The organism is Paraburkholderia sp. CI2 (genome assembly GCF_014201055.1).
GTDB lineage: Bacteria > Pseudomonadota > Gammaproteobacteria > Burkholderiales > Burkholderiaceae > Paraburkholderia > Paraburkholderia tuberum.
Genome location: NZ_JACHDL010000005.1, coordinates 244,412 through 268,322, shown reverse-complemented (window position 1 = coordinate 268,322; position 23,911 = coordinate 244,412). Strand labels below are relative to the sequence as shown.

Sequence of the window (23,911 nt, the reverse complement as noted above, 5' to 3'; positions counted from 1 at the left end):
CAGCGGCCTCGATGAGCGCCGCGCGGTACGTGGAGCGGACGACATGCCCGCGCGGATAGAAGAATTGCTGATGGAGCATGCATGGACGAGTTGACACTCGGTTTGATCGGCGCGGGTGCCGTGGTGGTGGGGGGCGTGGTCGTGTACAACGCGTGGCAGGGCGCGAAGGTGCGCCGCAAGATGCCGCGGCCGATGCCGGCCGACACCGCCGAGAGCTTTGCGCGGGACGAGCATGAGGAGCAGAGCCCGTTCATCGAGCCGGCCCGGCCGACCACGCGGCGCGAGCCGAGCGTGAGCGCCGAGGCGGCCGCGGACCCGAGCGCGGCGCGCGTCGAGCCGACGTTCGGCGCGGGCGCCGCACCGCTCGATACACCGGCCGATATCCAGGCCGAGATGACGTCGCCGAACGGTTATCCATCGGCGGACGCCGATACCGTGGGCGAAGGCGAACATGCGGCGGCGCCGGGCGCGCACGCGAAGCGGCCCACGGCCGAAGCGCCCGCGGCCCAGCCCGCGTCCGCCGGGCACGAGCGGGTCGAACCGATCCTGCCGGCCGCCACGACGATTTCGTCGGCGCCGCCCGCGATCGTCGATCGACGCATCGACTGTATCGTGCCGATCCGGCTGAACGGCCCCGTGGCCGGGGACAAGGTGCTTCCGCTCGCGCAGCGCTTGCGTCGCGCGGGCAGCAAGCCCGTGCACATCGAAGGCAAACCCGAAGGCGGCGGCGCGTGGGAGCTGCTGCAGAACGGCACGCGCTACGAAGAGCTGCGCGCGGCCGCGCAGCTCGCGAACCGTAGCGGCGCGCTGAACGAGCTCGAATTTTCCGAGTTCGTGACCGGCGTACAGCAGTTCGCCGATGCGCTCGACGCGGCGCCGGAATTCCCCGACATGCTCGAAACCGTCGCGATGGCGCGCGAGCTCGACGGCTTTGCCGCCCAGTGCGACGCGCAGTTGTCGATCAACGTGCTGTCGGACGGCGCGCCGTGGTCGGCCAACTACGTGCAGGCGGTCGCATCGCAGGACGGTCTGCTGCTGTCGCGCGACGGCACGCGCTTCGTCAAGCTCGACTCGCGGCAAAGCCCGGTGTTCATGCTGCAGTTCGGCGACACCAACTTCCTGCGCGACGACCTCACGTACAAAGGCGGCGAGATGATCACGCTGGTGCTCGACGTGCCGGTCGCCGACGAAGACATCCTGCCGTTCCGGCTGATGTGCGATTACGCGAAGTCGCTGGCCGAGCGCATCGGCGGACGCGTGGTCGACGACGGTCGCCGGCCGCTGCCGGAAAGCGCGCTGCTCGCGATCGAAAAACAGTTGATGACGCTGTACGCGAAGCTCGAACAGGCGGGTATTCCGGCGGGTTCGCCGGCCACGCGGCGCCTGTTCAGCCAGTAAGCCTTTTTCAGCGTTCTACGCGTTTTGACGACGGCCGCACGATGTGCGGCCGTCGTCGTTTCCGGCTTGCGTCGCAGCGCGGCCCGCCCCGATTCAGCGATGTAAAGGGGCACGCTTCCTGCGATAATCCGATGTCCGACTTTCTTCTCGAGAAGCTTCCGACAGCATGGCCCGATCCTCCGTCCCTCCTTCCGCAACCAGCGCTCCGGCCGAGCGGGCCGTGTGGTTGCGCGCGGAACTCGAACGCGCGAACTACGCGTATTACGTGCTCGATCAACCGGACCTGCCGGACGCCGAGTACGACAAGCTGTTCAAGGAGCTGGAGCGCATCGAGGCCGAGCATCCCGATCTGATCGTGCCGGATTCGCCGACGCAGCGCGTCGGCGGCGAGGCCGCGAGCGGTTTCGAGCCGGTCGTGCACGATCTGCCGATGCTGTCGTTGAACAACGGTTTCGCCGACGAAGACATCGTCGCGTTCGACAAGCGCATCGGCGACGCGCTCGGCAACAACGCGAGCGAGCCGCCGGTCCCCGTCGACTACGCGGCCGAGCTGAAATTCGACGGCCTCGCGATCTCGCTGCGCTACGCCGACGGCGTGTTCGTGCAGGCCTCCACGCGCGGTGACGGCACAACCGGCGAGAACGTCACCGAAAACGTCCGCACGATCCGCTCGATTCCGTTGAAGCTGAAGGGTAAGCGCGTGCCCCACGTGCTCGACGTGCGCGGCGAAGTGCTGATGTTCAAGCGCGATTTCGAGCGCCTGAACGAACGCCAGCGCACCGCCGAACAACGCGAATTCGCGAACCCGCGCAACGCGGCGGCGGGCAGCTTGCGGCAGCTCGATTCGAAGATCACCGCGCAGCGGCCGCTGTCGTTTTTCGCGTATGGCATCGGCGTGCTGGAAGGCATCGAGATGCCGGCCACCCATAGCGAACTGCTCGACTGGTACAAGGAGATGGGCTTGCCGGTCAATGGCGAGCGTGCGGTCGTGCAGGGCGCCGAAGGCCTGCTCGGCTTCTTCCGCGCGGTCGGCGAGAAGCGCGACAGGCTCCCCTACGACATCGACGGCGTGGTCTATAAGGTCAACCGGCGCGACGAGCAGGATGCGCTCGGTTTCGTGTCGCGCGCGCCGCGCTTCGCGCTCGCGCACAAATTCCCCGCGCAGGAAGCGCTGACGAAGCTGGTCGCGATCGACGTGCAGGTCGGCCGCACCGGCGCGATCACGCCGGTCGCACGGCTGGAACCGGTGTTCGTCGGCGGCGCGACGGTCACGAACGCGACCTTGCACAACGAGGATGAAGTGCGCCGCAAGGACATCCGCATCGGCGACACGGTGATCGTGCGGCGCGCCGGCGACGTGATTCCGGAGGTGGTCAGCGCGCTGCTCGAGCGTCGTCCGGCCGACGCGCGCGAGTTCGTGATGCCGACGCGGTGCCCGGTGTGCGGTTCGGCGATCGAGCGGCTGCCCGACGAGGCGATCGCGCGCTGCACGGGCGGGCTCTTCTGTCCGGCGCAGCGCAAGCAGGCGTTGTGGCACTTCGCGCAGCGGCGCGCGCTCGATATCGACGGCCTCGGCGAGAAGATCATCGATCAACTGGTCGAACAGAACCTGGTGCGCACGCCGGCCGATCTGTTCAATCTCGGCTTCACGACGCTCGCGGAACTCGACCGCTTCGCCGAAAAGTCCGCGCAGAACCTGCTCGACTCGCTCGACAAGGCCAGGCACACGTCGCTCGCGCGCTTTATCTACGCATTGGGGATTCGCCATGTCGGCGAATCGACCGCGAAGGATCTCGCGAAGCACTTCGGCTCGCTCGATCCGATCATGGATGCGTCGCTGGAAGAACTGCTCGAAGTCAACGACGTGGGGCCGGTCGTCGCCGAATCGATCCACCAGTTCTTCGCCGAGGACCACAACCGCACGGTGATCGAACAGCTGCGCGCGCCGGGCAAGGTCACGTGGCCCGAGGGGCCGCCAGCGCCGAAGGCGCCGCAGGGCGTGCTGGCCGGGCAGACGGTCGTGCTGACCGGTACGCTGCCAAACCTGTCGCGCGAGGACGCGAAGGAAATGCTCGAGGCGGCCGGCGCGAAGGTGGCGGGGTCGGTATCGAAGAAAACCAGTTACGTGGTGGCGGGGGCCGACGCGGGCAGCAAACTTTCGAAGGCCGAGGAACTCGGCATCCCCGTACTCGACGAAGATGGTATGCGCAAGCTCCTGGAGGGGCACTGATGATTCACGACATTCTGAAGATGGGCGATCCGCGCCTGCTGCGAATCGCCGAGCCGGTCGTTCACTTCGACACGCCCGAGCTGCACCGGCTCGTGGAAGACATGTTCGAGACCATGCACGCGGCGAACGGCGCGGGTCTCGCCGCGCCGCAGATCGGCGTCGATCTGCAGGTGGTGATCTTCGGCTTCGGTTCGAACGAGCGCTATCCGGACGCGCCGCCGGTGCCCGAAACGGTGCTGATCAACCCGACCGTCACGCCGGTCTCGCAGGACATGGAAGAAAGCTGGGAAGGTTGCCTGTCGGTGCCGGGGCTGCGCGGCGTGGTGAGCCGGTTTTCGATGATCCGTTATCACGGCTTCGATCAGTTCGGCAATCCGATCGACCGGGTCGCCGAGGGTTTTCACGCACGGGTTGTGCAGCACGAATGCGATCATCTGATCGGCAAGCTGTATCCGATGCGGATTACCGATTTCTCGAAGTTCGGCTTTACCGAGGTCCTGTTCCCGGATCTCGATACGAATAGCGACGACTGACACAGCTGCCGCCAACAAAAAACCCACGCCAAAGTGCGTGGGTTTTTTGTTGTGCCGATGCGCCCGCTCTCAGCAAGGAGGCGCATTGGACGGACCTCAGAACGACTCGTCTTCCGACAGATAGCGCCACTGTCCCGGCGGCAGCGCGCCGAGCATCACCTGGCCCATGCGCACGCGCTTCAGGCCCACCACCTCGAGACCGACCAGTTCGCACATGCGGCGAATCTGACGCTTCTTGCCTTCGCGCAGCACGAAACGCAGCTGCTCGCCGTTCTGCCAGCTGACCTGCGCGGGCTTCAGCGCGACGTCGTCGAGCGACAGGCCGTGGCGCAGCAGCGCGAGTTTTTCGGCCGGGAAATGGCTTTCGACGTCGACCGTGTGATCGCCGTAGGCGACGCGCACCAGATACTCCTTGTCCACGTCCGAGTGACCGCCGATCAGTTGCTTCGCGATGCGGCCGTCCTGCGTCAGCACGAGCAGGCCCGTCGAATCGATGTCGAGACGCCCGGCCGGCGCGAGCTGGCGCAGATGCGACGCCGAGAAGGAGATCCCCGAACGGTCGCCTTCCCAGCGATTCTCCGGCGTGACGAGCGTGATGGCCGGCTGATAGCCGTCCTCCGCCTGGCCCGACACGAGCCCGACCGGCTTGTGAACGATCACGGTCACCTGGCTCGACTGAAAGGCTTCGGCGGCCGGGTCGAGGTCGATGCGCTGATCCGGGAACACCTTCGTGCCGAGCGTATCGACGCGCTCGCCGTCGACCATGACCCAGCCTTTCTCGATCCATTCGTCGGCCTCGCGACGCGAGCACAGACCGAGCTTGGACATCAGCTTCGACAGACGCAGCATGCCCGGCGCGTCTTCGCGATCGCGGCGGGGCGGGTGCGGGGTGTCGATGGTGGTGTCGACGGGGCGGGCGGTTGCTGATGCCGAGGCTCGCGGCTTGGCGGCGCGGGCTGGTCGGTCGTCGCCGAAGCGGCGGTTCGCGGCCGGCAACGTGCCGTCGAAGCTGCGCGCAGGGCGCTCGCGACGCTCGGTGCGTTCGCCGTAGCCGCCTTTTGCCGGCTTCGCGAAGCTGCGTTCGCCACGCTCGCTTTCGAAGCGGCGCGAGGTGCTGTCGCTGCGCGCGCCTCGATCGCCACCGCGACGCTCCTGCGGCTCACCGCGATCGCTACCGAAGCGCGGACGGTCGGCGGCCTCGCGCTCCCGGCGCACCGGACGATCGCCACGCGCGCCGCCTTCCGACGGCCTGCCTGTGCCTGGACGCGGACCGCTGAACGGACGGCGTTCGCCGGCGTCGCGGCCCGGTGCGCGCTCGCCAAAACTGCGCGGTGCGCGCTCGCCGCGCTCCGCATTGCCCTCGAAACGACGGGGTGCGCGTTCTGCACGCTCGCCGAACTCGCGCCGAGGAGCGCGTTCGCCACGCTCAGCGCTGCCTTCGAAACGACGCGGCGCGCGTTCGCCACGCTCGCCGAATTCGCGTCGAGGAGCGCGTTCACCACGCTCAGCGTTGCCTTCGAAACGACGCGGCGCGCGTTCAGTCCGTTCGCCGAATTCGCGTCGAGGCGCGCGTTCACCACGCTCAGCGCTGCCTTCGAAACGACGCGGCGCGCGTTCAGTCCGTTCGCCGAATTCGCGCCGAGGCGCGCGTTCACCACGCTCAGCGCTGCCTTCGAAACGACGCGGCGCGCGTTCAGGCCGTTCGCCGAACTCGCGCCGAGGCGCCCGTTCGCCACCTTCAGCGTTGCCTTCGAAACGACGCGGCGCGCGTTCAGTCCGTTCGCCGAAATCGCGTCGAGGCGACCGTTCGCCACGTTCAGCGTTGCCTTCGAAACGACGCGGCGCGCGTTCAGTCCGTTCGCCGAATTCGCGCCGAGGCGCCCGTTCGCCACGCTCGGCGTTGCCTTCGAAACGACGCGGCGTGCGTTCAGTCCGTTCGCCGAAATCGCGCCGAGGCCCGCGTTCACCACGCTCAGCGCTGCCTTCGAGACGACGCGGCGCGCGTTCTCCGCGCTCGCCTCGCTCAGCCGCACCTTCGAAGCGGCGCGGTGCGCCCGCGGCAGCCGCGCCCCGTTCGCGCACGCCCGACCCTTCGGCACGCGGCGCGCGTGCACCGGCGCCCGCCGGCTTCGCACCGACCGGCCGCTTCGCGCCACCACCCGTCGACGCCGCGCCTTCGCGCTTCGCGCCGGCCTCGGCCTCGAATGGCTTCGGCCGCGCTGGACGGGTCGGCTTACGCGCCGACGCGCTGCCGGGGCGGACAGGGGCGCGTTCGGACGACGCCGGCCGCGGATGCTTCGCTGTTAATTTGATTCGCATGAAATCTCACACTGCGATCGCGCGCAGTAGTTCGGTCTCGACCTGAATTTGCAGGCGGTTGTCCGACAGGCTGTGTCCTTCGAGCAGAAACACGTCCTCGACGCGTTCGCCGAGCGTATTGATCCGCGCCGAGGCGACGCCGACCCGGTGCTCAGCCAGCACGCGCGCGATCGAATAAAGAAGGCCCGGCCGGTCGTTCGCCGACACGGACAGGATGTAGTATTGGCCGCGCTCATCGGCCCGCAGGTCGACGCGCGGCGTAATGGGGAAGGTGCGCGACAGCCGTGACAGCCGGCCCTTCGACGGTCCCGGCAGCAAGGTGCCGTGGCCCGCGAGGCGCGCGGTCAGCTCCTGCTCGACCAGATTGGCGATGTCGCGATAGTGCACGTCCTCTTCGGTGTGCGCGACGAGGAAGTTGTCGAGCGCGTAGCCGTGGCGCGTCGTGCTGACGCGCGCATCGAGCACCGACAGGCCGTTGCGGTCGAAATACGCGCAGATGCCCGCGAACAGATCGGGCTGGTCCTTCACGTAGACGAGCACCTGCAGCGCCTCGCCGATCGGCGACGGCCGCGCGCGTACGAGCGGCGTCGGCGTTTCGACGTGGCGGTACAGCACGCGCGTCTGCCACGCGATGTCCGCCGCGTCGTGGCGCAGGAAATAGCCGACGTCCAGCTTGTCCCACAGCGCCCGTTGCGCGCCTTCCGGCACGGTTTCGAGACGCAGCAGCGCGAGCGCCTCTTCCTGGCGCGACTTCAGCTCGGAATGCTCGTCCGGCTGGGCACCGCCAAGCACGGCGAGCGTGATGCGGTAGAGGTCTTCGAGCAGCTTGCCTTTCCACGTGTTCCAGACCTTCGGGCTGGTGCCGCGGATGTCGGCGACGGTCAGCAGATAGAGAGCGGTCAGGCGGCGCTCGGTGCCGACCAGCTCGGCGAAGCGTTTGATCACTTCAGGGTCGCTCGTGTCCTGCTTCTGCGCGACCTGGCTCATCGTCAGATGCTGCTGCACGAGCCACACGACCAGCTCGCCATCCTCGCCTTCGATGCCGTGCTGGCGGCAGAAGCGCCGTGCGTCGGCCATGCCCAGCGTGGAATGATCGCCGCCGCGGCCCTTCGCGATGTCATGAAACAGTGCGGCCACGTACAGCACCCACGGCCGGTCGAAGTTGACGATCAACTGGCTGCAGAACGGGTATTCGTGCGCATGCTCGGCGACCGCGAAGCGGCGCAGATTGCGCAGCACCATCAGGATGTGCTGATCGACCGTGAACACGTGGTACAGGTCGTGCTGCATCTGCCCGACGATGCGCCGGAAATTCAGCAGATAACGCCCGAGCACGCTCGTCTGGTTCATCAACCGGAACGCATGCGTGATACCGGCCGGCTGCTTCAGGATTTCCATGAAGAGCCGGCGATTTTCCGGATCGCGCCGCCAGTGCTGGTCCATCACGTCGCGGGCGTTGTAGATCGCGCGCAGCGTGCGCGCCGACAGTCCCTTCACGCCCGGGGTGCGCTCGTATAGCAGGAACGCCTCGAGGATCGCATTCGGCTCGCGCTGGAACACGTCGTCGGAGGCGATTTCGAGCATGCCCTGCTTTTCGACGAAGCGATCCGACAGCACGCGCGTGATGCCGCTCGTGCTCGGAAACAGCTGCGCCTCGATGTTCTGGATCAGGATCGTCGCGAGTTGCGTGACCGCTTTCGCGGCCCAGTAGTAGCGGCGCATCAGCTGCTCGCTCGCGCGCTTGGTCGCGGTCGGCTTGAGGCCGAAGCTTTCCGCGACCGGCGTCTGCAGGTCGAACACCAGGATGTCCTGGCGGCGCCCGGCGATCACGTGCAGCCGCGCACGCAGCGACTTCAGAAAGCCTTCGTTGTGGCGCAACTCGCGCGCCTCGCGCTCGGTGATCAGTCCGCGTGCTTCGAGTTCGCGCCAGCTGCTGCCGAAGCCGGCCGCCTGTGTGATCCACAGGATCAGCTGCAGGTCGCGCAGCCCGCCCGGGCTTTCCTTGATGTTCGGCTCGAGCGCGTAGGGCGTGTCCTGAAACTTCGCGTGACGCTGGCGCATTTCGAGCACCTTCGCCTGGAAGAACGCCTTCGGGTCGAGCGCCGCACGGTAGCGCCGAGCGAAATCGTCGAACAGTGCGGTGCTGCCGGTGATGCGGCGCGCTTCCAGCAGCGAGGTACGCACCGTGACGTCGTTGGCCGCTTCCTCGATGCATTGCGACACGCTGCGCACGCTGCTGCCGAGTTCCAGCCCGAGATCCCACGCGAGGCTGATGAAGCGCTCGATGCGCGCGTCCAGATGCTCGAGCCGCGCGTCGGGCAACAGCACCAGGATGTCGATGTCGGAGTGCGGCGCGAGTTCGCCGCGCCCATAGCCGCCAACCGCGACCAGCGCGAGGTCGTCGGGCAGCTCGCAGGTGTCCCAGGCGGCGCGCAGCGAATGGTCCGTGGCGCGCGCGAGGGCGGCCATCAACGCGTCGACGTTGGTGGCCGTTCGGAAGCGTTCCAGCAACTGGGCTTTGGCCACTTTGTAGTCCGCCTTGAGCGACGAGGCATGGGAGGGGGCGACGGCTGGAACGCTACTCATTGGCAGGAAGGCGGTGTGGTCGGAATCGGTCAGGCCGTGGCCGCGACCACGGGCGGACGCGCGGGCGTGCCGGCCGACACGGTCAGCACGTCGTAGCCTGTCTCGGTGACGAGCACCGTATGCTCCCACTGCGCGGACAGGCTGCGGTCCTTGGTCTTGACGGTCCACTGGTCGGGCATCGTGCGGATGTCACGGCGGCCGGCGTTGATCATCGGCTCGATCGTGAAGATCATACCGGCCTGCAGTTCGAACCCGGTGCCGGGGCGACCGTAGTGCAGGATCTGCGGATCTTCGTGGAATACGGTGCCGATGCCGTGTCCGCAATATTCGCGCACCACGCTGTAGCCGAGGCCTTCGGCGTGCTTCTGGATCGCATAGCCGATGTCGCCGAGATGCGCGCCGGGTCGCACCTGGTCGATGCCGAGCCACATGCATTCGAAAGTGGCTTGCACGAGGCGCTTTGCCATGATCGACCCTTCGCCGACGATGAACATGCGGCTCGTGTCGCCGAAATAGCCGTCCTTGATCACGGTGATGTCGATGTTCAGCGCGTCGCCGGTTTTGAGCGCCTTGTCGCCCGGAATGCCGTGGCAGATCACGTCGTTGACGGAAATGCAGGTGGCTTTCGGGTAGGGCGGGTAGCCGGGCGGCTGGTAATTCAGCGGCGCGGGGACCGTGCCCTGGTCCTTCAGCATGTATTCGTGACACAGACGGTCGAGCTCGCCAGTGGTGACGCCGGCCTTGACGAACGGCGTGATGTAGTCGAGCACTTCGCTCGCGAGCCGGCAGGCGACGCGCATCTTCGCGATATCGTCTTCGTTTTTGATGGTGATAGCCATGGTTTCCTCGGAAGCCTTGCTGGATAAGGCTTACTGGGTGTTGCGGTGGCCGGGCGGAGGGGCGTCTGCCGGGCACGGAATGCCGGTCGATCCTTAACGCTCCCCGCGCGTGGCGGAATCGAGCCATTTTACAGCAGTGGGGGCCGGGTCGTTGCGCAGGATCGGGCGGCAATGGGCGAAAAGCGCCAGAATCGGCAAATTGGCGGCCCAAAGGACGCCAGGCCGGGCTTCGGGCCCGGCGGCGCGGTCCCGTGCGTAGGACCATCGGCCGCTGGTCGGGCCGGTTGAGTCAGTCGGTCGACGCGTGCTATACTCTCGGGCTAAGTCGGTCCTAGTCCGCTTTTATTCGCGAGTCCGCAAATTCGCGCATGGCAGCTGGGCGGAGCGGCTTCTCGCGGCACTCCGGTTGTTGGGTGTCGTGAGTGAGAGAAAGTCGTGTCAGGCAACCAATTCGCAAGCCGGCGCACCCAGGGTGTCGTCGCGTTCCAGCCAAGGTAGAGGCGGGCGCGGCCGATACGGCAGCCGGTTTAAGACCCAACCCTCGTGGAGAATTTCATGGCAGTTACGATGCGTCAAATGCTGGAAGCAGGTGTCCACTTCGGTCACCAGACCCGTTTCTGGAACCCGAAGATGGCCCCCTTCATTTTCGGTCATCGCAACAAGATTCACATCATCAACCTCGAAAAGACGCTGCCGATGTACAACGACGCGCTGAAGTACGCGCGTCAGCTGGCATCGAACCGCGGCACGATCCTGTTCGTCGGTACGAAGCGTCAATCGCGTGACACGATCGCCCAGGAAGCGCAGCGCGCTGGTATGCCGTTCGTGAACGCGCGCTGGCTCGGCGGCATGCTGACCAACTTCAAGACGCTGAAGGTTTCGATCAAGCGCCTGAAGGACATGGAAGCGGCGCTGGAAGCCGGTGAAACCGAGCGCATGAGCAAGAAGGAAGCGCTTCTGTTCGAACGTGAAATGGCCAAGCTGCAGAAGTCGATCGGCGGCGTGAAGGACATGGGCGGCATTCCGGACGCGATCTTCGTGGTTGACGTCGGCTACCACAAGATCGCCGTGACCGAAGCAAACAAGCTCGGCATTCCGGTCATCGCCGTGGTCGATACGAACCACTCGCCGGAAGGTGTGGACTACGTGATCCCGGGTAACGACGACGCCAGCAAGGCCGTCGCCCTGTACGCGGCTGGCGTGGCCGATGCGATCCTCGAAGGCCGTGCCAACGCGGTCAACGAAGTGGTCCAGGCTGCGCGTGGCGGCGACGGCGACGAGTTCGTCGAGGTCAACCCGGAAGCGTAAGGCTGCCCAGGGTCCGGCATAAAAGGGGGCTTTCTACAGGCCCCCTTTTTTTAAGTCGCGACGTCTATGACAGTTGTTGTAACGGGCATCTGGCAGAGTGCTCGGGGCGACGCGAGGCGCGTCGCTCGCAAAAAATGCGCGAAAACGCTGAAACGAATTCCTGCCGCCGGCATCGAAATGCGGGCGGCGTGTGACAGACAGAACTCAAGGAGCAAATGATGGCGGCAATTACCGCAAGCATGGTTGCAGAACTGCGCGCGAAGACCGACGCGCCGATGATGGAATGCAAGAAGGCGCTGACGGAAGCCGACGGCGATCTGGCGCGCGCTGAAGAACTGCTGCGCGTGAAGCTCGGCAACAAGGCGAGCAAGGCGGCATCGCGCGTGACGGCCGAAGGCGTCGTCGCATCGTTCATCAACGGCAACGCTGGTTCGCTCGTCGAGCTGAACTGCGAAACCGACTTCGTCTCGAAGAACGACGACTTCCTCGCGTTCTCGAAGAAGATCGCCGAACTCGTCGCGACGCAAAACCCGGCTGACGTCGCGGCGCTGTCAGCCCTGCCGCTCGACGGCCAAACCGTCGACGCAGTGCGCCTCGCGCTGGTCGGCAAGATCGGCGAAAACCTGTCGATCCGCCGTTTCGTGCGCTTCGACACCGCGAACAAGCTGGCGGCGTACCTGCACGGCACGCGCATCGGCGTGCTGGTCGAGTACACCGGCGCGGACGAACAGGTCGGCAAGGACGTGGCGATGCACATCGCCGCGATGAAGCCGGTCTCGCTGTCGTCGGACGACGTGCCGGCGGACCTGATCGCCAAGGAACGCAGCATCGCTGAACAGAAGGCCGCCGAATCGGGCAAGCCGGCTGAAATCGTTGCGAAGATGGTCGACGGCAGCGTGCAGAAGTACCTGAAGGAAGTGTCGCTGTTGAACCAGACGTTCGTGAAGAACGACAAGCAGACGATCGAGCAGATGCTGAAGGCGGGCAACTCGAGCGTGCAGAAGTTCGCGCTGTTCGTGGTCGGCGAAGGCATCGAGAAGAAGCAGGACGACTTCGCAGCGGAAGTGGCCGCCCAGGTCGCTGCGGCAAAGCAACAATAAGCGTTACCCAAGTTTCACCGCCGTACCGTTTGGACCCGCGGCGAGGCAAGACCTCGCCGCGGTCGGCAGCGCCGCAAGGCCGCGCACGAGTTGACCCTCGCCGCGCGGCCGCCGCTGGCGAACCTCAGGGTTCGCCAATTTGGCGGTGCTTGCCCGAATCAGCATTTCACCCCTACATTAGTCCCTTGTTGTTGCCCTGTTCTGCGCGATCTGGATACCCCTATGCCCACTGCCTATAAACGCGTCCTGCTCAAACTCTCCGGTGAAGCTCTGATGGGCGACGATGCCTTCGGCATCAATCGCGGAACCATCGAACGAATGGTGGCGGACGTGGCCGAAGTGGTCCGTCTCGGAACACAACTGGCCGTGGTGATCGGCGGCGGCAATATTTTTCGCGGCGTCGCGGGCGGTGCGGCGGGTATGGACCGCGCAACGGCCGACTACATGGGTATGCTCGCCACGATGATGAACGCGCTGGCGCTGCAGGACGCGATGCGTCACGCCGGCATCGAGGCGCGCGTGCAATCGGCGCTGCGCATGGACCAGGTCGTCGAGCCGTACATCCGGCCCCGCGCGATCCGCCAGCTCGAGGAAGGCAAGGTCGTGATCTTCGCGGCCGGCACCGGCAACCCGTTCTTCACGACCGACACGGCCGCTGCATTGCGCGGCGCGGAAATCGGCGCGGAAGTGGTGCTGAAGGCGACCAAGGTGGACGGCGTCTATTCGGCCGATCCGAAGAAGGATTCGAGCGCGACCCGCTACAGCACGATCAGCTTCGATGAGGCAATCGGCCGCAATCTGCAGGTGATGGACGCGACGGCTTTCGCTCTGTGCCGCGACCAGAAGCTGCCGATCCGCGTGTTTTCGATCGTCAAACCCGGTGCGCTCAAGCGCATCGTGCTAGGTGAGGACGAGGGCACCCTCGTCCACGTGTAAACTTCGTTTACATTACGTGGGCTTTGACGCGAGCCCGGGCCGCCGCATCGCGCGTGCCGGGCGGCTCGCACCGTTTTGAAGGTTCGGAGGTTTAAAAATGTCTGTGGCTGATATCAGGAAGGGCGCTGAACAGAAGATGCAGCGCTCCATCGACGCGTTCAGGAACGACCTGTCGAAGATCCGCACGGGCCGTGCGCACACGGGCCTGCTCGATCATATCCAGTGCGACTACTATGGCTCGCCGGTGCCGATTTCGCAGGTCGCGAACCTGACGCTGATCGACGCGCGCACGATCGGCGTGCAGCCGTGGGAAAAGAAGATGGTCCAGGTCGTCGAAAAGGCGATCCGCGAGTCGGATCTCGGTCTGAACCCAGCTACCCATGGCGATGTGATCCGCGTACCGATGCCAGCATTGACCGAAGAGCGTCGCCGCGAGCTGACCAAGGTCGTTCGCAGCGAAGCCGAAACGGCCAAGGTGGCCGTGCGCAACCTGCGCCGCGACGCCAACGAGCAACTGAAGAAGCTCGTCAAGGACAAGGAAATCTCGGAAGACGACGAGCGTCGTGCCGGTGACGACGTCCAGAAGCTGACGGACAAGTTCGTCGCCGAAATCGACAAGCTCGTCACAACGAAAGAAGCCGAGATCATGACGGTCTGACGCCGTTCGGCTCAGCACCTTCTGATTTCCACTTCTTTACTGGCATTACTGTCCCGACGGCCATGACCTATACCAGCTCAACCGTGCGCGTGCCTGAAGTCGCCGCGGTGCCGCGACATATCGCGATCATCATGGATGGCAACGGCCGTTGGGCCACGCAGCGGCGTCTGCCCCGCGTGGCGGGCCATACGCGCGGCGTCGACGCGGTGCGGGCGGCCGTCGAGGCGTGCGCGCGGCGGGGCGTCGAATATCTGACGCTGTTCGCGTTCAGCTCGGAGAACTGGCGCCGTCCGAACGAAGAGGTATCGTTCCTGATGCGCCTGTTCGTCACCGCGCTCGAGCGTGAGATCGGCAAGCTGCACGCGAACGGGATCCGTTTGCGCGTGGTCGGCGATCTCGAGCGTTTCGACGACAAGATCCGCGATCTGATCAAGCGCGCGGAAACCAAGACCGCGCGCAATACCCGTCTCACGCTGACCATCGCCGCGAACTACGGCGGGCGCTGGGACATCATGCAGGCCACCCGCAAGCTCGTCGAGCAAGCGGCGGCGGGCAAGCCGGTCGAGGTCAACGAGGACGCGTTCGCCGAGCACCTGTCGATGGCCTACGCACCCGAGCCGGACCTGTTCATCCGCACCGGCGGCGAGCGCCGCGTCAGCAACTTCCTGCTGTGGCAGCTTGCCTACACCGAGTTCTATTTCACCGACACGTTCTGGCCGGATTTCGACGCCGACGCGCTCGGTCACGCCATCGCTTCGTACACGGAGCGGGAACGCCGCTTCGGCCGCACCAGTGCTCAGCTCGAGCCGCAATCGCAGAACGTCGATTCGCTTCCATGCTAAAGACCCGTGTCATCACGGCGATCGTGTTGCTGGCAGTGTTCCTGCCTGTCACGCTGTTCGCGCCTGTCGGCGCATTCGGCGCGCTGATCGCTTTCGTCGTCGTGTTCGCCGCGTGGGAGTGGGCGCGCCTGCTGAAGCTCGGTGGCGCGGGTCCGGTGCTGTACGCGCTCGTCGCGGCACTCGGACTCGTCACCAGTACGCGGGTGGGCATCGGCACCGAGCCTGCGCGGCCGTTCTTCCAGGCGGCGGCGATTTTCTGGGTGATCGCCGGTCCATTCGTGCTGCTGCGCAAGCCCGTGCTCGCGCAGGGCGCGTGGCGCGCGTTTCTGTTTCTTGCCGGAATCGTCGGTTTGATCGCGTGCTGGCATGCTCTCGTCGCCGCGCGCATGCAGGGTGTGCCGTTCGTGCTGTCGCTGCTGCTATTGGTATGGCTCGCCGATATCGGCGCATACTTCTCCGGGAAGGCATTTGGCAAGCACAAGCTGGCGCCAGCGATCAGTCCGGGTAAAACCTGGGAGGGGGCGATCGGCGGCTGGCTGCTGGTCATGATCGTCGCGGCCGCGGCGATCTTTTTGCACGCGTTCGAGCCGACCCTGTATTCTGCGCTGCTGGCGCAACTGGGTGCGCTGCGCACGGTGCTCGCGCTGACCCTGCTGGTGGTTTTCAGCGTGGTCGGTGACCTGTTCGAATCGATGATGAAACGTCAGGCCGGCGTCAAAGACTCGAGCGGCCTGTTGCCGGGGCACGGCGGCGTGCTCGATCGCATCGACGCGTTGTTGCCGGTGCTGCCGCTCGCCATGCTGCTGCTCGGCTAGAGAAAGAGATATGCAAAAACGTCTGACATTGCTCGGTTCCACGGGCTCGATTGGAGACAGTACGCTCGACGTGGTCGCGCGTCATCCCGAGCGTTTTTCGATTTACGCGCTGAGCGCGCATCGCAACGGCGACAAGCTCGTCGGGCAATGCCTGCGCTTCGCGCCCGAAGTGGCGGTGGTCGGCGACGCCGACACGGCCGCGAAGGTCGCCGCGAAGCTGCGCGAAGCGGGCAGCAAGACCGAGGTCACGTACGGGCCGCAGGCGCTCGTCGACGTCGCGAAGGGCGAGGGCTGCGACACGGTGGTCGCGGCGATCGTCGGCGCGGCCGGTCTCGCGCCGAGCCTTGCCGCGGCGCGCGCCGGCAAGCGCATCCTGCTCGCGAACAAGGAAGCGCTGGTGATGTCCGGCGCGATCTTCATGGACGCGGTGCGCGACCACGGCGCGGTGCTGCTGCCGGTCGACAGCGAACACAACGCGATTTTCCAATGCCTGCCGCGTGAAGCGTCGCTGCATGGCGGCGTTTCAAAGATCATCCTGACCGCATCGGGCGGCCCGTTCCGCACGCGCGAACCGGCCACGCTCGTCGACGTGACGCCTGACGAAGCCTGCAAGCATCCGAACTGGGTGATGGGCCGCAAGATCTCGGTCGACTCGGCCACGATGATGAACAAGGGCCTCGAAGTGATCGAGGCGCACTGGCTGTTCAACCTGCCCGGCGAGCGCATCGACGTGCTGATCCATCCGCAGAGCGTGATTCATTCGCTGGTGTCGTACGCGGACGGTTCGGTGCTCGCGCAGCTCGGCAACCCCGACATGCGCACGCCGATCGCGCACGCGCTCGCGTTTCCGGATCGCGTCGATTCCGGGGTCGCGCAGCTCGATCTCGCGGAGATCGCGTCGCTGTCGTTCGAAAAACCCGACTACGCGCGCTTCCCGTGCCTCGCGCTCGCCATGAAGGCGCTTGCGGAAGGCGGCGTCGCGAGCGCGGCGTTGAACGCCGCGAACGAGATCGCGGTGGAGGCATTTCTCGCGCGCCGCATCGGCTTCATGGCGATTGCCGAGGCGGTCGACTCGGTGCTGAACGCGTTGCCGAACCGCAGCGCGCACGCGCTCGACGACGTCATCGAAGCGGACGCCGCCGCGCGCCGAGCTGCTACCGAATTCATCGCGCGTCTGCCTGACGGCGCCCGTCGCACGGAACGCGTCGTCCAGTGAGGCGTTTATGAATCTGCTGATCGAACTGGTCGCTTTCGCGGTTGCGATTGGCGTACTCGTGGTAGTCCACGAGTACGGGCACTACAGCGTCGCGCGTCTGTGCGGCGTGAAGGTGCTGCGCTTCTCGATCGGCTTCGGCAAGCCGCTCGTTCAGTGGGTCAGTCCGAAGACGGGCACCGAGTGGACGATTGCCGCGCTGCCGCTCGGCGGCTACGTGAAGATGCTCGACGAGCGCGAGACCGGCCCCGGTTCGATTCCCGAGGCGGATCTGCCGCATGCGTTCAACCGCCAGTCGGTGTGGCGGCGCTTCGCGATCGTCGCGGCCGGTCCGGTCGCGAATTTCTTGCTCGCGATCGTGCTGTTCGCGCTCGTGTTCGCAACTGGCGTGACCGAACCGGCCGCCGTGATCGCGACACCCGCGCCGAACACGCCGGCCGCGCTGGCGGGCTTCGAGGGCGGCGAGACCATCGTCGGTGTGCGCACCGGCCATAGCGATGAGACCGAGCCGGTGCGGTCGTGGTCGGATCTGCGCTGGAAGCTGCTCGGCGCCGCGTTCGATCAGCAGCGCATCGTGCTCAGTGCAAAAGACGCGCACGGCACGTCCGATTTTCCGATGGACCTGCGCGGCCTCGGCGAGAAAGACGTCGACGACGATCTGATGTCGCGCCTCGGCTTCGAGCCCGGCGGCGGCAAGCTGACGGTGGCGGGCGTGCAGGCGGGCAGCGCCGCGCAAAAGGCGGGGCTCGTCGCCGGCGACCGGCTGCGCGCGATCAACGGCACGCCGACCGATAATGCCTCGGCCTTCATCGCTTTTGTAAAATCGCACGCCGGCGTGCCGGTCACGCTGCGGGTGGAGCGCGGGGGCCGTGGCGGTCATGCGGCGGGCGCGCTCGAAGAAATCACCATCGTGCCGCAGCTGCAGCGCGATGCAGCGAGCGGGCAGCAGATCGGCCGCATCGGCGCGGAGCTGGCGACCCAGGTGCCGTCGATCGACGTGCGCTACGGGCCGCTCGAGAGCCTCCACCTCGGCGCGCGCCGTACCTGGGATCTCGCGGTGTACTCGGTCAGGATGTTCGGCCGGATGATCGTCGGCGAGGCGTCGCTGAAGAATCTGTCCGGTCCGGTGACGATCGCCGACTACGCGGGAAAGAGCGCACGTCTGGGTCCTGCCGCGTTTCTGTCGTTCCTGGCCCTTGTCAGCATTAGCCTCGGCGTGCTGAACCTGCTACCAATTCCGGTATTGGATGGGGGTCATCTGTTATATTATTTGGTTGAAGCTGTGACCGGTAAAGTTGTCTCCGATCGCTGGCAACTCGTTTTTCAGAGGGCGGGGCTTGCCTGCATCGTCGCGTTGTCGGCGATTGCGCTGTTCAACGATCTGGCTCGTTTAATCCATTTTTAAAGTGTCCGGCGGCGTTCACGAGGGCGGCCGCCAGGCCTGATGCAGCTATACATACTGGGGAAGCACGTTGTTCAAACCTCATCGCTTTGGTCCAAAGACGGTTGTAGCCGCGGCGTTCGCCGCGCATGGGCTGGTTGCTCACGCAACGACGCCCTTCGTGGTGCAAGACATTCGCATTGAGGGATTGCAACGCGTCGAACCGGGCACGGTGTTCGCGTACCTGCCCATCAAGCAAGGCGATACCTTTACCGACGACAAGGCGTCCGAAGCGATTCGCGCGCTGTACGCGACGGGCTTCTTCAACGACGTCAAGATCGCGACCGAAGGCAACGTGGTGATCGTGCAGGTGCAAGAGCGCCCGGCCATCGGTACGATCGACTTCGCCGGTATCCACGAGTTCGACAAGGACAACCTGATCAAGGCGCTGCGCGCGGTCGGGCTGTCGCAAGGCCGCTACTACGACAAGGCCCTCGTCGACAAGGCCGAGCAGGAACTGAAGCGGCAGTATCTGACGCGCGGTTTTTACGCGGCTGAAGTCACCACGACGATCACGCCGATCGACCGCAACCGCGTCGGCATCCTGTTCTCGGTGGCCGAAGGTCCGAGCGCGAAGATCCGTCAGATCAACTTCATCGGCAACAAGACATTCAGCACCGGCACGTTGCGCGACGAAATGCAGCTGTCCACGCCGAACTGGTTCTCGTGGTACACGAAGAACGACCTGTACGCGAAAGACAAACTCACCGGCGACCTCGAGAACGTCCGCTCGTACTACCTGAACCGCGGCTATCTCGAGTTCAGCATCGAATCGACCCAGGTGTCGATTTCGCCGGACAAGAAGGACATGTACCTGACGGTCACGCTGCATGAAGGTCAGCCGTACACGATTTCGAACATCCGCCTCGCCGGCAATCTGCTCGACCGCGAAGCGGAACTGAAGAAGCTGATCAAGATCAAGCCGGGCGACCGCTTCTCGGCCGAAAAGCTGCAGGCCACCACGAAGGCGATCGTCGACAAGCTCGGCGAGTACGGCTACGCGTTCGCGACCGTCAATGCACAGCCGCAGATCGACCAGAACAACCACACCGTCGACCTGACGCTTCAGGTCGACCCGAGCCGTCGCGTGTACGTGCGCCGCATCAACGTGGTCGGCAACACGCGCACGCGCGACGAAGTGGTGCGCCGCGAAATGCGCCAGCTCGAAAGCTCGTGGTTCGATTCGAACCGCCTCGCGCTGTCGAAGGACCGTATCAACCGTCTCGGCTACTTCACCGACGTCGACGTGACCACGGTGCCGGTCGAAGGCACGCCCGACCAGGTCGACATCGACGTGAAGGTCGCCGAAAAGCCGACCGGCGCGATCACGCTTGGCGCGGGCTTCTCGTCGACGGACAAGGTGGTGCTGTCGGCGGGTATCTCGCAGGACAACGTGTTCGGCTCCGGCACGAGCCTCTCGGTGAACATCAATACCGCGAAGACGTACCGTACGCTGACGGTCACGCAGGTCGACCCGTACTTCACGGTGGACGGTATCAAGCGGATCACCGACGTCTACTACCGCACGTACCAGCCGCTGTACTATTCGACCGATTCGAGCTTCAAGATCGTCACGATTGGCGGTGACCTGAAGTTCGGCATTCCGTTCTCCGAAGTCGACACGGTGTTTTTCGGCGTCGGCTTCGAGCAGAACCAGCTCGACATCGACTCGAATACGCCGCAAAGCTATATCGACTACGTGAACCAGTTCGGCCGCGTGTCGAACAACGTACCGCTGACGGTCGGTTGGTCGCGCGACGCGCGTGACAGCGCGCTGGTGCCGAGCCGCGGCTACTTCACGCAGGCGAACGCCGAGTACGGCACGCCGATCGGGGGCACGCAGTACTACAAGGCCGACATCAACGCGCAGTACTATTACTCGTTCGCGCGTGGCTTCGTGCTGGGCTTCAACTTCCAGGGCGGCTACGGTAACGGCCTCGGCGGCAAGCCTTATCCGATCTTCAAGAACTACTTCGCCGGCGGTATCGGTTCGGTGCGCGGCTACGAGCCGAGCTCGCTCGGTCCGCGAGACGCGAAGACCAACGACCCGATCGGCGGCTCGAAGCTGCTCGTCGGCAATATCGAGCTCACGTTCCCGCTGCCGGGCACGGGCTACGATCGCACGCTGCGTGTGTTCACGTTCCTCGACGCCGGTAACGTGTGGGGAACGGAAGGTAACAGCATCGGCGCAAATGGCCTGCGTTACGGCTACGGTGTGGGTCTCGCGTGGATCTCGCCGATCGGCCCGCTCAAGTTGAGCCTTGGCTTCCCGCTCACGAAGCACACTGGCGACCAGTACCAGAAGTTCCAGTTCCAGATCGGGACGGCGTTCTGATCGGGCGGCGGGTGTTCCCGGCGGCCGGCGTTGCCGGCGGCCGGCTGCGGCGGCGGACCCGGTCAAACTACAGTATCGAGAGGATGACTTTGCTAACCGGTATGTTTTCGAAACGTGTAGCGTGCGCATTGGCGCTGGCAATGACCCTCGGGGTCGGCATGGCGCACGCGCAGGAGGCGAGGATCGCCGCGGTGAATTCCGACCGCATCCTGCGCGAATCGGCGGCGGCGAAAGCCGCGCAGCTGAAGCTCGAGGCCGAATTCGCGAAGCGGGACAAGGATCTCGCCGACATGGCGCAAAAGCTCAAGTCGATGTCCGATGCACTCGACAAGAATGGCGCGACAATGTCGGCGACCGATCGCGCGCAAAAGCAGCGCGACCTGTCGCAGCTCGACTCGGACTTCCAACGCAAGCAGCGTGAGTTCCGCGAAGACCTGAACCAGCGCCGCAACGAGGAACTCGCGGCGGTGCTCGATCGCGCGAACAAGGTCATCAAGCAGATCGCCGAAACGCAGCACTACGATCTGATCGTCCAGGAAGCGGTGTACGTGAGCCCGCGCATCGATATCACCGACCAGGTGCTGAAGGCACTTGCGGCATCGGGCAACTAAGGACAATGAGGGCGACTGAGGGCGGCGCACGGTCGCCCCGCACGCCTCGGCGCGCGCCCTCGCAATGATTGAACAGGTTGGAGACAGGATAGGCATGGCATTTACGCTCGAGGACATCGTCCAGCGGTTCGGCGGTGAAGTAGTCGGTAACGGGGCGCAGCGCGTGAGCAGTCTTGCGCCGCTCGACCAGGCAGGCCCGGACCAGTTGGCGTTCCTCGCCAATCCGAAGTATCTGTCGCAGGTCGAAACGACCCGCGCCGGCGCAGTGCTGATCAATGCCGGCGACCTTGCGAAGCTCGCCTCGCGCGAAGCTCGAAACTTCATCGTCACGCCGAATCCCTACGCTTACTTTGCGCGCATCGCGCAAACCTTCATCGACCTGGCCGCGCCGAGGGCGGTCCCCGGCGTGCATCCGAGCGCAACCGTCGATCCTTCCGCCCAGGTCGCCGCGAGCGCGGTGATCGGTCCGCGTGTCACCGTGGAAGCGGGCGCCGTGATCGGCGAGCACGCGCGGCTCGACGCCAACGTCGTAATCGGCCGCGGCACCCGGGTCGGAGCGAACTCACATCTGTATCCGAACGTGACCGTGTACCACGGCTGCAAGCTCGGCGAGCGCGTGATCGTCCACGCGGGCGCGGTGATCGGCTCGGACGGCTTCGGCTTCGCGCCCGACTTCGTCGGCGAGGGCGACGCACGCACCGGCAGTTGGGTCAAGATTCCGCAGGTCGGCGGCGTGTCGATCGCGAACGACGTCGAAATCGGCGCGAACACCACGATCGACCGCGGCGCGATGGCCGACACGATCATCGAGGAGTGCGTGAAGATCGACAACCTCGTGCAGATCGGCCACAACTGCAAGGTCGGCGCCTACACGGTGATCGCGGGCTGCGCGGGCATCGCGGGCAGCACGACCATCGGCCGTCATTGCATGATCGGCGGCGCGGTCGGCATTGCCGGACACGTGACGCTCGCCGATTACGTGATCGTCACCGCAAAGTCGGGCGTGTCGAAGTCGCTGCTGAAGCCCGGCATGTACACGAGCGCGTTCCCGGCCGTGAACCACGCGGACTGGAACAAAAGCGCCGCGCTGCTGCGCAATATCGACAAGCTTCGCGATCGCATCAAAGCGCTGGAGAACGCCACCGTCGACAAAGCCGGCAATGCCACTGACGGCGCCGCAGGTCAACCCGCAGGCAACAAGATCTGACAGTTATCCCGGCGACCCATCCGCACCGCGTAAAATAGTGGTCGAGCATCATGAAGCAAAGCCGGTGGCCGTGACCGGGTGGCACGACCACCGGTCATCAGAGGCGCCGGTCGTGCGCGTTTTCAACCCACCTGCACCCAGCATCCGCAGTCATCATCGCGCAGTCAATGCGTGAGCAGAAACACCATGAGCACCGAAAAAATCAATCTCGACATTCATAAGATTCTCACGCTGCTGCCGCATCGTTATCCGATCCTGCTGGTCGACCGGGTGCTCGAACTCGAACCGCACAAGAGCATCAAAGCGTTGAAGAACGTGTCGATCAATGAGCCGTATTTCCAGGGACATTTCCCGACGCGGCCGGTGATGCCAGGCGTGCTGATCCTCGAAGCCCTCGCGCAGACCGCGGCGCTGCTGACGTTCTCGGAAGAGCCGAGCGATCCGTCGAACACGCTGTACCTGTTCGTCGGCATCGACAACGCGCGCTTCAAGCGCGTGGTGGAACCGGGCGATCAGCTGATCCTGAACTGCACGTTCGAGCGTCACATGCGCGGCATCTGGAAGTTCAAGGCGCGCGCCGAAGTGGATGGCGTCGTCGCGGCGGAAGCCGATCTGATGTGCGCGGTGCGCCACACGGACAAAGACGCGTAAAGCCCGCGTCGGGGCAGGTCGCGGCGCGGCAAGGCGCGCGCGCGGCGGCCCTGGCGGCAAGGCCATCCACACAACGCAACAGAATCAGAAGCGAGGACGCATGAGCAGGATCCATCCCACCGCGATCATCGAAGCGGGCGCGCAGCTGGACGAATCCGTCGAAGTCGGGCCCTATGCGGTGATCGGCGCACACGTGACGATCGGTGCGCGCAGCACGGTCGGCTCGCACAGCGTGATCGAAGGCTATACCACGCTCGGCGAAGACAACCGCATCGGCCACTACGCATCGGTCGGCGGGCGTCCGCAGGACATGAAGTACCAGGACGAGCCGACCAGGCTCGTGATCGGCAACCGCAACATGATCCGCGAGTTCACGACGATCCACACCGGCACGGTGCAGGACGCGGGCGTCACCACGCTCGGCGACGACAACTGGATCATGGCCTACGTGCACATCGGTCACGACTGCCACGTCGGCAACAACGTGATCCTGTCGAGCAACGCGCAGATGGCCGGTCACGTGACGATCGGCGACTACGCGATCATCGGCGGCATGTCGGGCGTGCATCAGTTCGTGCGCATCGGTGCGCATTCGATGCTCGGCGGCGCGTCGGCGCTCGTGCAGGACGTGCCGCCGTACGTGATCGCCGCGGGCAACAAGGCCGAGCCGCACGGCATCAACGTCGAAGGGCTGCGTCGCCGCGGCTTCTCTGCCGACGCGATCTCGGTGCTGCGCACCGCGTATCGCGTGCTGTACAAGAACGGCCTGTCGCTCGAAGAAGCGAAGGTGCAACTGAGGGAACTCGGTTCGGCCGGCGGTGACGGCGACGCCCCGGTGCAGACGCTGCTCGCGTTCGTCGAAGCGTCGCAGCGCGGCATCATCCGCTAA

At 65.3% G+C, this 23,911-nt stretch carries 19 protein-coding genes; 16 read left to right on the top strand and 3 right to left on the bottom strand.

All coding sequences use genetic code 11. The features are described 5' to 3' along the window. The first annotated feature begins 81 nt into the window (after positions 1-81). The 3 genes from HDG32_RS10255 (at position 82) to def (ending at position 4,161) form a co-directional block, all read left to right on the top strand. Positions 82-1,398, top strand: a complete 1,317-nt coding sequence (locus tag HDG32_RS10255; protein ID WP_184066197.1) for a cell division protein ZipA C-terminal FtsZ-binding domain-containing protein — start codon at positions 82-84, stop codon at positions 1,396-1,398. 166 nt (positions 1,399-1,564) lie between these two features. Next, positions 1,565-3,628, top strand: a complete 2,064-nt coding sequence (gene ligA, locus HDG32_RS10250; RefSeq protein ID WP_184066194.1) for an NAD-dependent DNA ligase LigA — start codon at positions 1,565-1,567, stop codon at positions 3,626-3,628. Beyond that, positions 3,628-4,161 (top strand): peptide deformylase, encoded by a 534-nt coding sequence (gene def / locus HDG32_RS10245; protein WP_184066191.1) that lies wholly within the window; start codon positions 3,628-3,630, stop codon positions 4,159-4,161. Before ligA ends, def begins: the two co-directional genes overlap by 1 nt. Positions 4,162-4,257: 96 nt before the next feature. Here the strand turns inward: def and HDG32_RS10240 are convergent, their stop codons facing one another. The 3 genes from HDG32_RS10240 to map are packed head-to-tail and all read right to left on the bottom strand — an operon-like array spanning position 4,258 to position 9,905. Further along, the gene (locus tag HDG32_RS10240) at positions 4,258-6,480 is read right to left on the bottom strand and encodes a pseudouridine synthase (protein WP_184066187.1); all 2,223 of its coding nucleotides are present in this window, start codon (positions 6,478-6,480) and stop codon (positions 4,258-4,260) included. A gap of 6 nt (positions 6,481-6,486) precedes the next feature. After that, positions 6,487-9,066, bottom strand: coding sequence for a [protein-PII] uridylyltransferase (locus HDG32_RS10235; RefSeq protein ID WP_184066184.1), 2,580 nt, complete (start codon positions 9,064-9,066; stop codon positions 6,487-6,489). A 29-nt stretch (positions 9,067-9,095) separates the two neighbouring features. Further along, complete coding sequence (map, locus tag HDG32_RS10230; RefSeq protein WP_184022635.1) at positions 9,096-9,905, bottom strand: type I methionyl aminopeptidase; 810 nt, start codon at positions 9,903-9,905, stop codon at positions 9,096-9,098. A gap of 555 nt (positions 9,906-10,460) precedes the next feature. Between map and rpsB the strand changes: the two genes are divergently transcribed. The 13 genes from rpsB to lpxA all read left to right on the top strand — a co-directional run bounded on the left by rpsB (position 10,461) and on the right by lpxA (position 23,911). Continuing rightward, positions 10,461-11,213, top strand: coding sequence for a 30S ribosomal protein S2 (gene rpsB, locus HDG32_RS10225; RefSeq protein WP_013089705.1), 753 nt, complete (start codon positions 10,461-10,463; stop codon positions 11,211-11,213). A 218-nt stretch (positions 11,214-11,431) separates the two neighbouring features. After that, positions 11,432-12,313 carry a translation elongation factor Ts gene (gene tsf, locus HDG32_RS10220; protein WP_184066181.1) on the top strand — a complete coding sequence of 294 codons (882 nt, stop codon included), beginning with the start codon at positions 11,432-11,434 and terminating at the stop codon, positions 12,311-12,313. A 222-nt stretch (positions 12,314-12,535) separates the two neighbouring features. Then, entirely contained in the window at positions 12,536-13,249 is a 714-nt protein-coding gene (gene pyrH / locus HDG32_RS10215; protein WP_090800588.1) for a UMP kinase, read from the top strand. 97 nt (positions 13,250-13,346) lie between these two features. Next, positions 13,347-13,907 (top strand): ribosome recycling factor, encoded by a 561-nt coding sequence (gene frr / locus HDG32_RS10210; RefSeq protein WP_090800586.1) that lies wholly within the window; start codon positions 13,347-13,349, stop codon positions 13,905-13,907. Between the two features lie 62 nt (positions 13,908-13,969). Next, on the top strand, positions 13,970-14,749 hold the full coding sequence (gene uppS / locus HDG32_RS10205) for a polyprenyl diphosphate synthase (protein ID WP_184022637.1): 780 nt from the start codon (positions 13,970-13,972) through the stop codon (positions 14,747-14,749). Beyond that, positions 14,743-15,564, top strand: a complete 822-nt coding sequence (locus HDG32_RS10200) for a phosphatidate cytidylyltransferase (protein WP_184066178.1) — start codon at positions 14,743-14,745, stop codon at positions 15,562-15,564. The genes uppS and HDG32_RS10200 overlap by 7 nt, the downstream gene beginning before the upstream one ends. Positions 15,565-15,574: 10 nt before the next feature. Further along, positions 15,575-16,780 (top strand): 1-deoxy-D-xylulose-5-phosphate reductoisomerase, encoded by a 1,206-nt coding sequence (locus tag HDG32_RS10195; protein WP_184066175.1) that lies wholly within the window; start codon positions 15,575-15,577, stop codon positions 16,778-16,780. 7 nt (positions 16,781-16,787) lie between these two features. Continuing rightward, complete coding sequence (gene rseP / locus HDG32_RS10190; protein ID WP_184066172.1) at positions 16,788-18,182, top strand: RIP metalloprotease RseP; 1,395 nt, start codon at positions 16,788-16,790, stop codon at positions 18,180-18,182. Positions 18,183-18,249: 67 nt separating this feature from the next. Next, positions 18,250-20,553, top strand: coding sequence for an outer membrane protein assembly factor BamA (gene bamA / locus HDG32_RS10185; RefSeq protein WP_184066169.1), 2,304 nt, complete (start codon positions 18,250-18,252; stop codon positions 20,551-20,553). Positions 20,554-20,642: 89 nt separating this feature from the next. Then, positions 20,643-21,164, top strand: a complete 522-nt coding sequence (locus tag HDG32_RS10180; RefSeq protein WP_026225318.1) for an OmpH family outer membrane protein — start codon at positions 20,643-20,645, stop codon at positions 21,162-21,164. 94 nt (positions 21,165-21,258) lie between these two features. Next, on the top strand, positions 21,259-22,371 hold the full coding sequence (gene lpxD, locus HDG32_RS10175; protein WP_184066166.1) for a UDP-3-O-(3-hydroxymyristoyl)glucosamine N-acyltransferase: 1,113 nt from the start codon (positions 21,259-21,261) through the stop codon (positions 22,369-22,371). Between the two features lie 186 nt (positions 22,372-22,557). Further along, complete coding sequence (fabZ, locus tag HDG32_RS10170) at positions 22,558-23,022, top strand: 3-hydroxyacyl-ACP dehydratase FabZ (RefSeq protein ID WP_006048683.1); 465 nt, start codon at positions 22,558-22,560, stop codon at positions 23,020-23,022. A 100-nt stretch (positions 23,023-23,122) separates the two neighbouring features. After that, entirely contained in the window at positions 23,123-23,911 is a 789-nt protein-coding gene (gene lpxA, locus HDG32_RS10165) for an acyl-ACP--UDP-N-acetylglucosamine O-acyltransferase (protein WP_184066163.1), read from the top strand.

Excerpts from the sequence above, each read along its gene's own strand:
- HDG32_RS10255 (WP_184066197.1), top strand. The coding sequence starts at position 82 with ATGGACGAGTTGACACTCGGTTTGATCGGCGCGGGTGCCGTGGTGGTG.
- ligA (WP_184066194.1), top strand. The coding sequence starts at position 1,565 with ATGGCCCGATCCTCCGTCCCTCCTTCCGCAACCAGCGCTCCGGCCGAG.
- def (WP_184066191.1), top strand. The coding sequence starts at position 3,628 with ATGATTCACGACATTCTGAAGATGGGCGATCCGCGCCTGCTGCGAATC.
- HDG32_RS10240 (WP_184066187.1), bottom strand. The coding sequence starts at position 6,480 with ATGCGAATCAAATTAACAGCGAAGCATCCGCGGCCGGCGTCGTCCGAA.
- HDG32_RS10235 (WP_184066184.1), bottom strand. The coding sequence starts at position 9,066 with ATGAGTAGCGTTCCAGCCGTCGCCCCCTCCCATGCCTCGTCGCTCAAG.
- map (WP_184022635.1), bottom strand. The coding sequence starts at position 9,905 with ATGGCTATCACCATCAAAAACGAAGACGATATCGCGAAGATGCGCGTC.
- rpsB (WP_013089705.1), top strand. The coding sequence starts at position 10,461 with ATGGCAGTTACGATGCGTCAAATGCTGGAAGCAGGTGTCCACTTCGGT.
- tsf (WP_184066181.1), top strand. The coding sequence starts at position 11,432 with ATGGCGGCAATTACCGCAAGCATGGTTGCAGAACTGCGCGCGAAGACC.
- pyrH (WP_090800588.1), top strand. The coding sequence starts at position 12,536 with ATGCCCACTGCCTATAAACGCGTCCTGCTCAAACTCTCCGGTGAAGCT.
- frr (WP_090800586.1), top strand. The coding sequence starts at position 13,347 with ATGTCTGTGGCTGATATCAGGAAGGGCGCTGAACAGAAGATGCAGCGC.
- uppS (WP_184022637.1), top strand. The coding sequence starts at position 13,970 with ATGACCTATACCAGCTCAACCGTGCGCGTGCCTGAAGTCGCCGCGGTG.
- HDG32_RS10200 (WP_184066178.1), top strand. The coding sequence starts at position 14,743 with ATGCTAAAGACCCGTGTCATCACGGCGATCGTGTTGCTGGCAGTGTTC.
- HDG32_RS10195 (WP_184066175.1), top strand. The coding sequence starts at position 15,575 with ATGCAAAAACGTCTGACATTGCTCGGTTCCACGGGCTCGATTGGAGAC.
- rseP (WP_184066172.1), top strand. The coding sequence starts at position 16,788 with ATGAATCTGCTGATCGAACTGGTCGCTTTCGCGGTTGCGATTGGCGTA.
- lpxD (WP_184066166.1), top strand. The coding sequence starts at position 21,259 with ATGGCATTTACGCTCGAGGACATCGTCCAGCGGTTCGGCGGTGAAGTA.
- fabZ (WP_006048683.1), top strand. The coding sequence starts at position 22,558 with ATGAGCACCGAAAAAATCAATCTCGACATTCATAAGATTCTCACGCTG.
- lpxA (WP_184066163.1), top strand. The coding sequence starts at position 23,123 with ATGAGCAGGATCCATCCCACCGCGATCATCGAAGCGGGCGCGCAGCTG.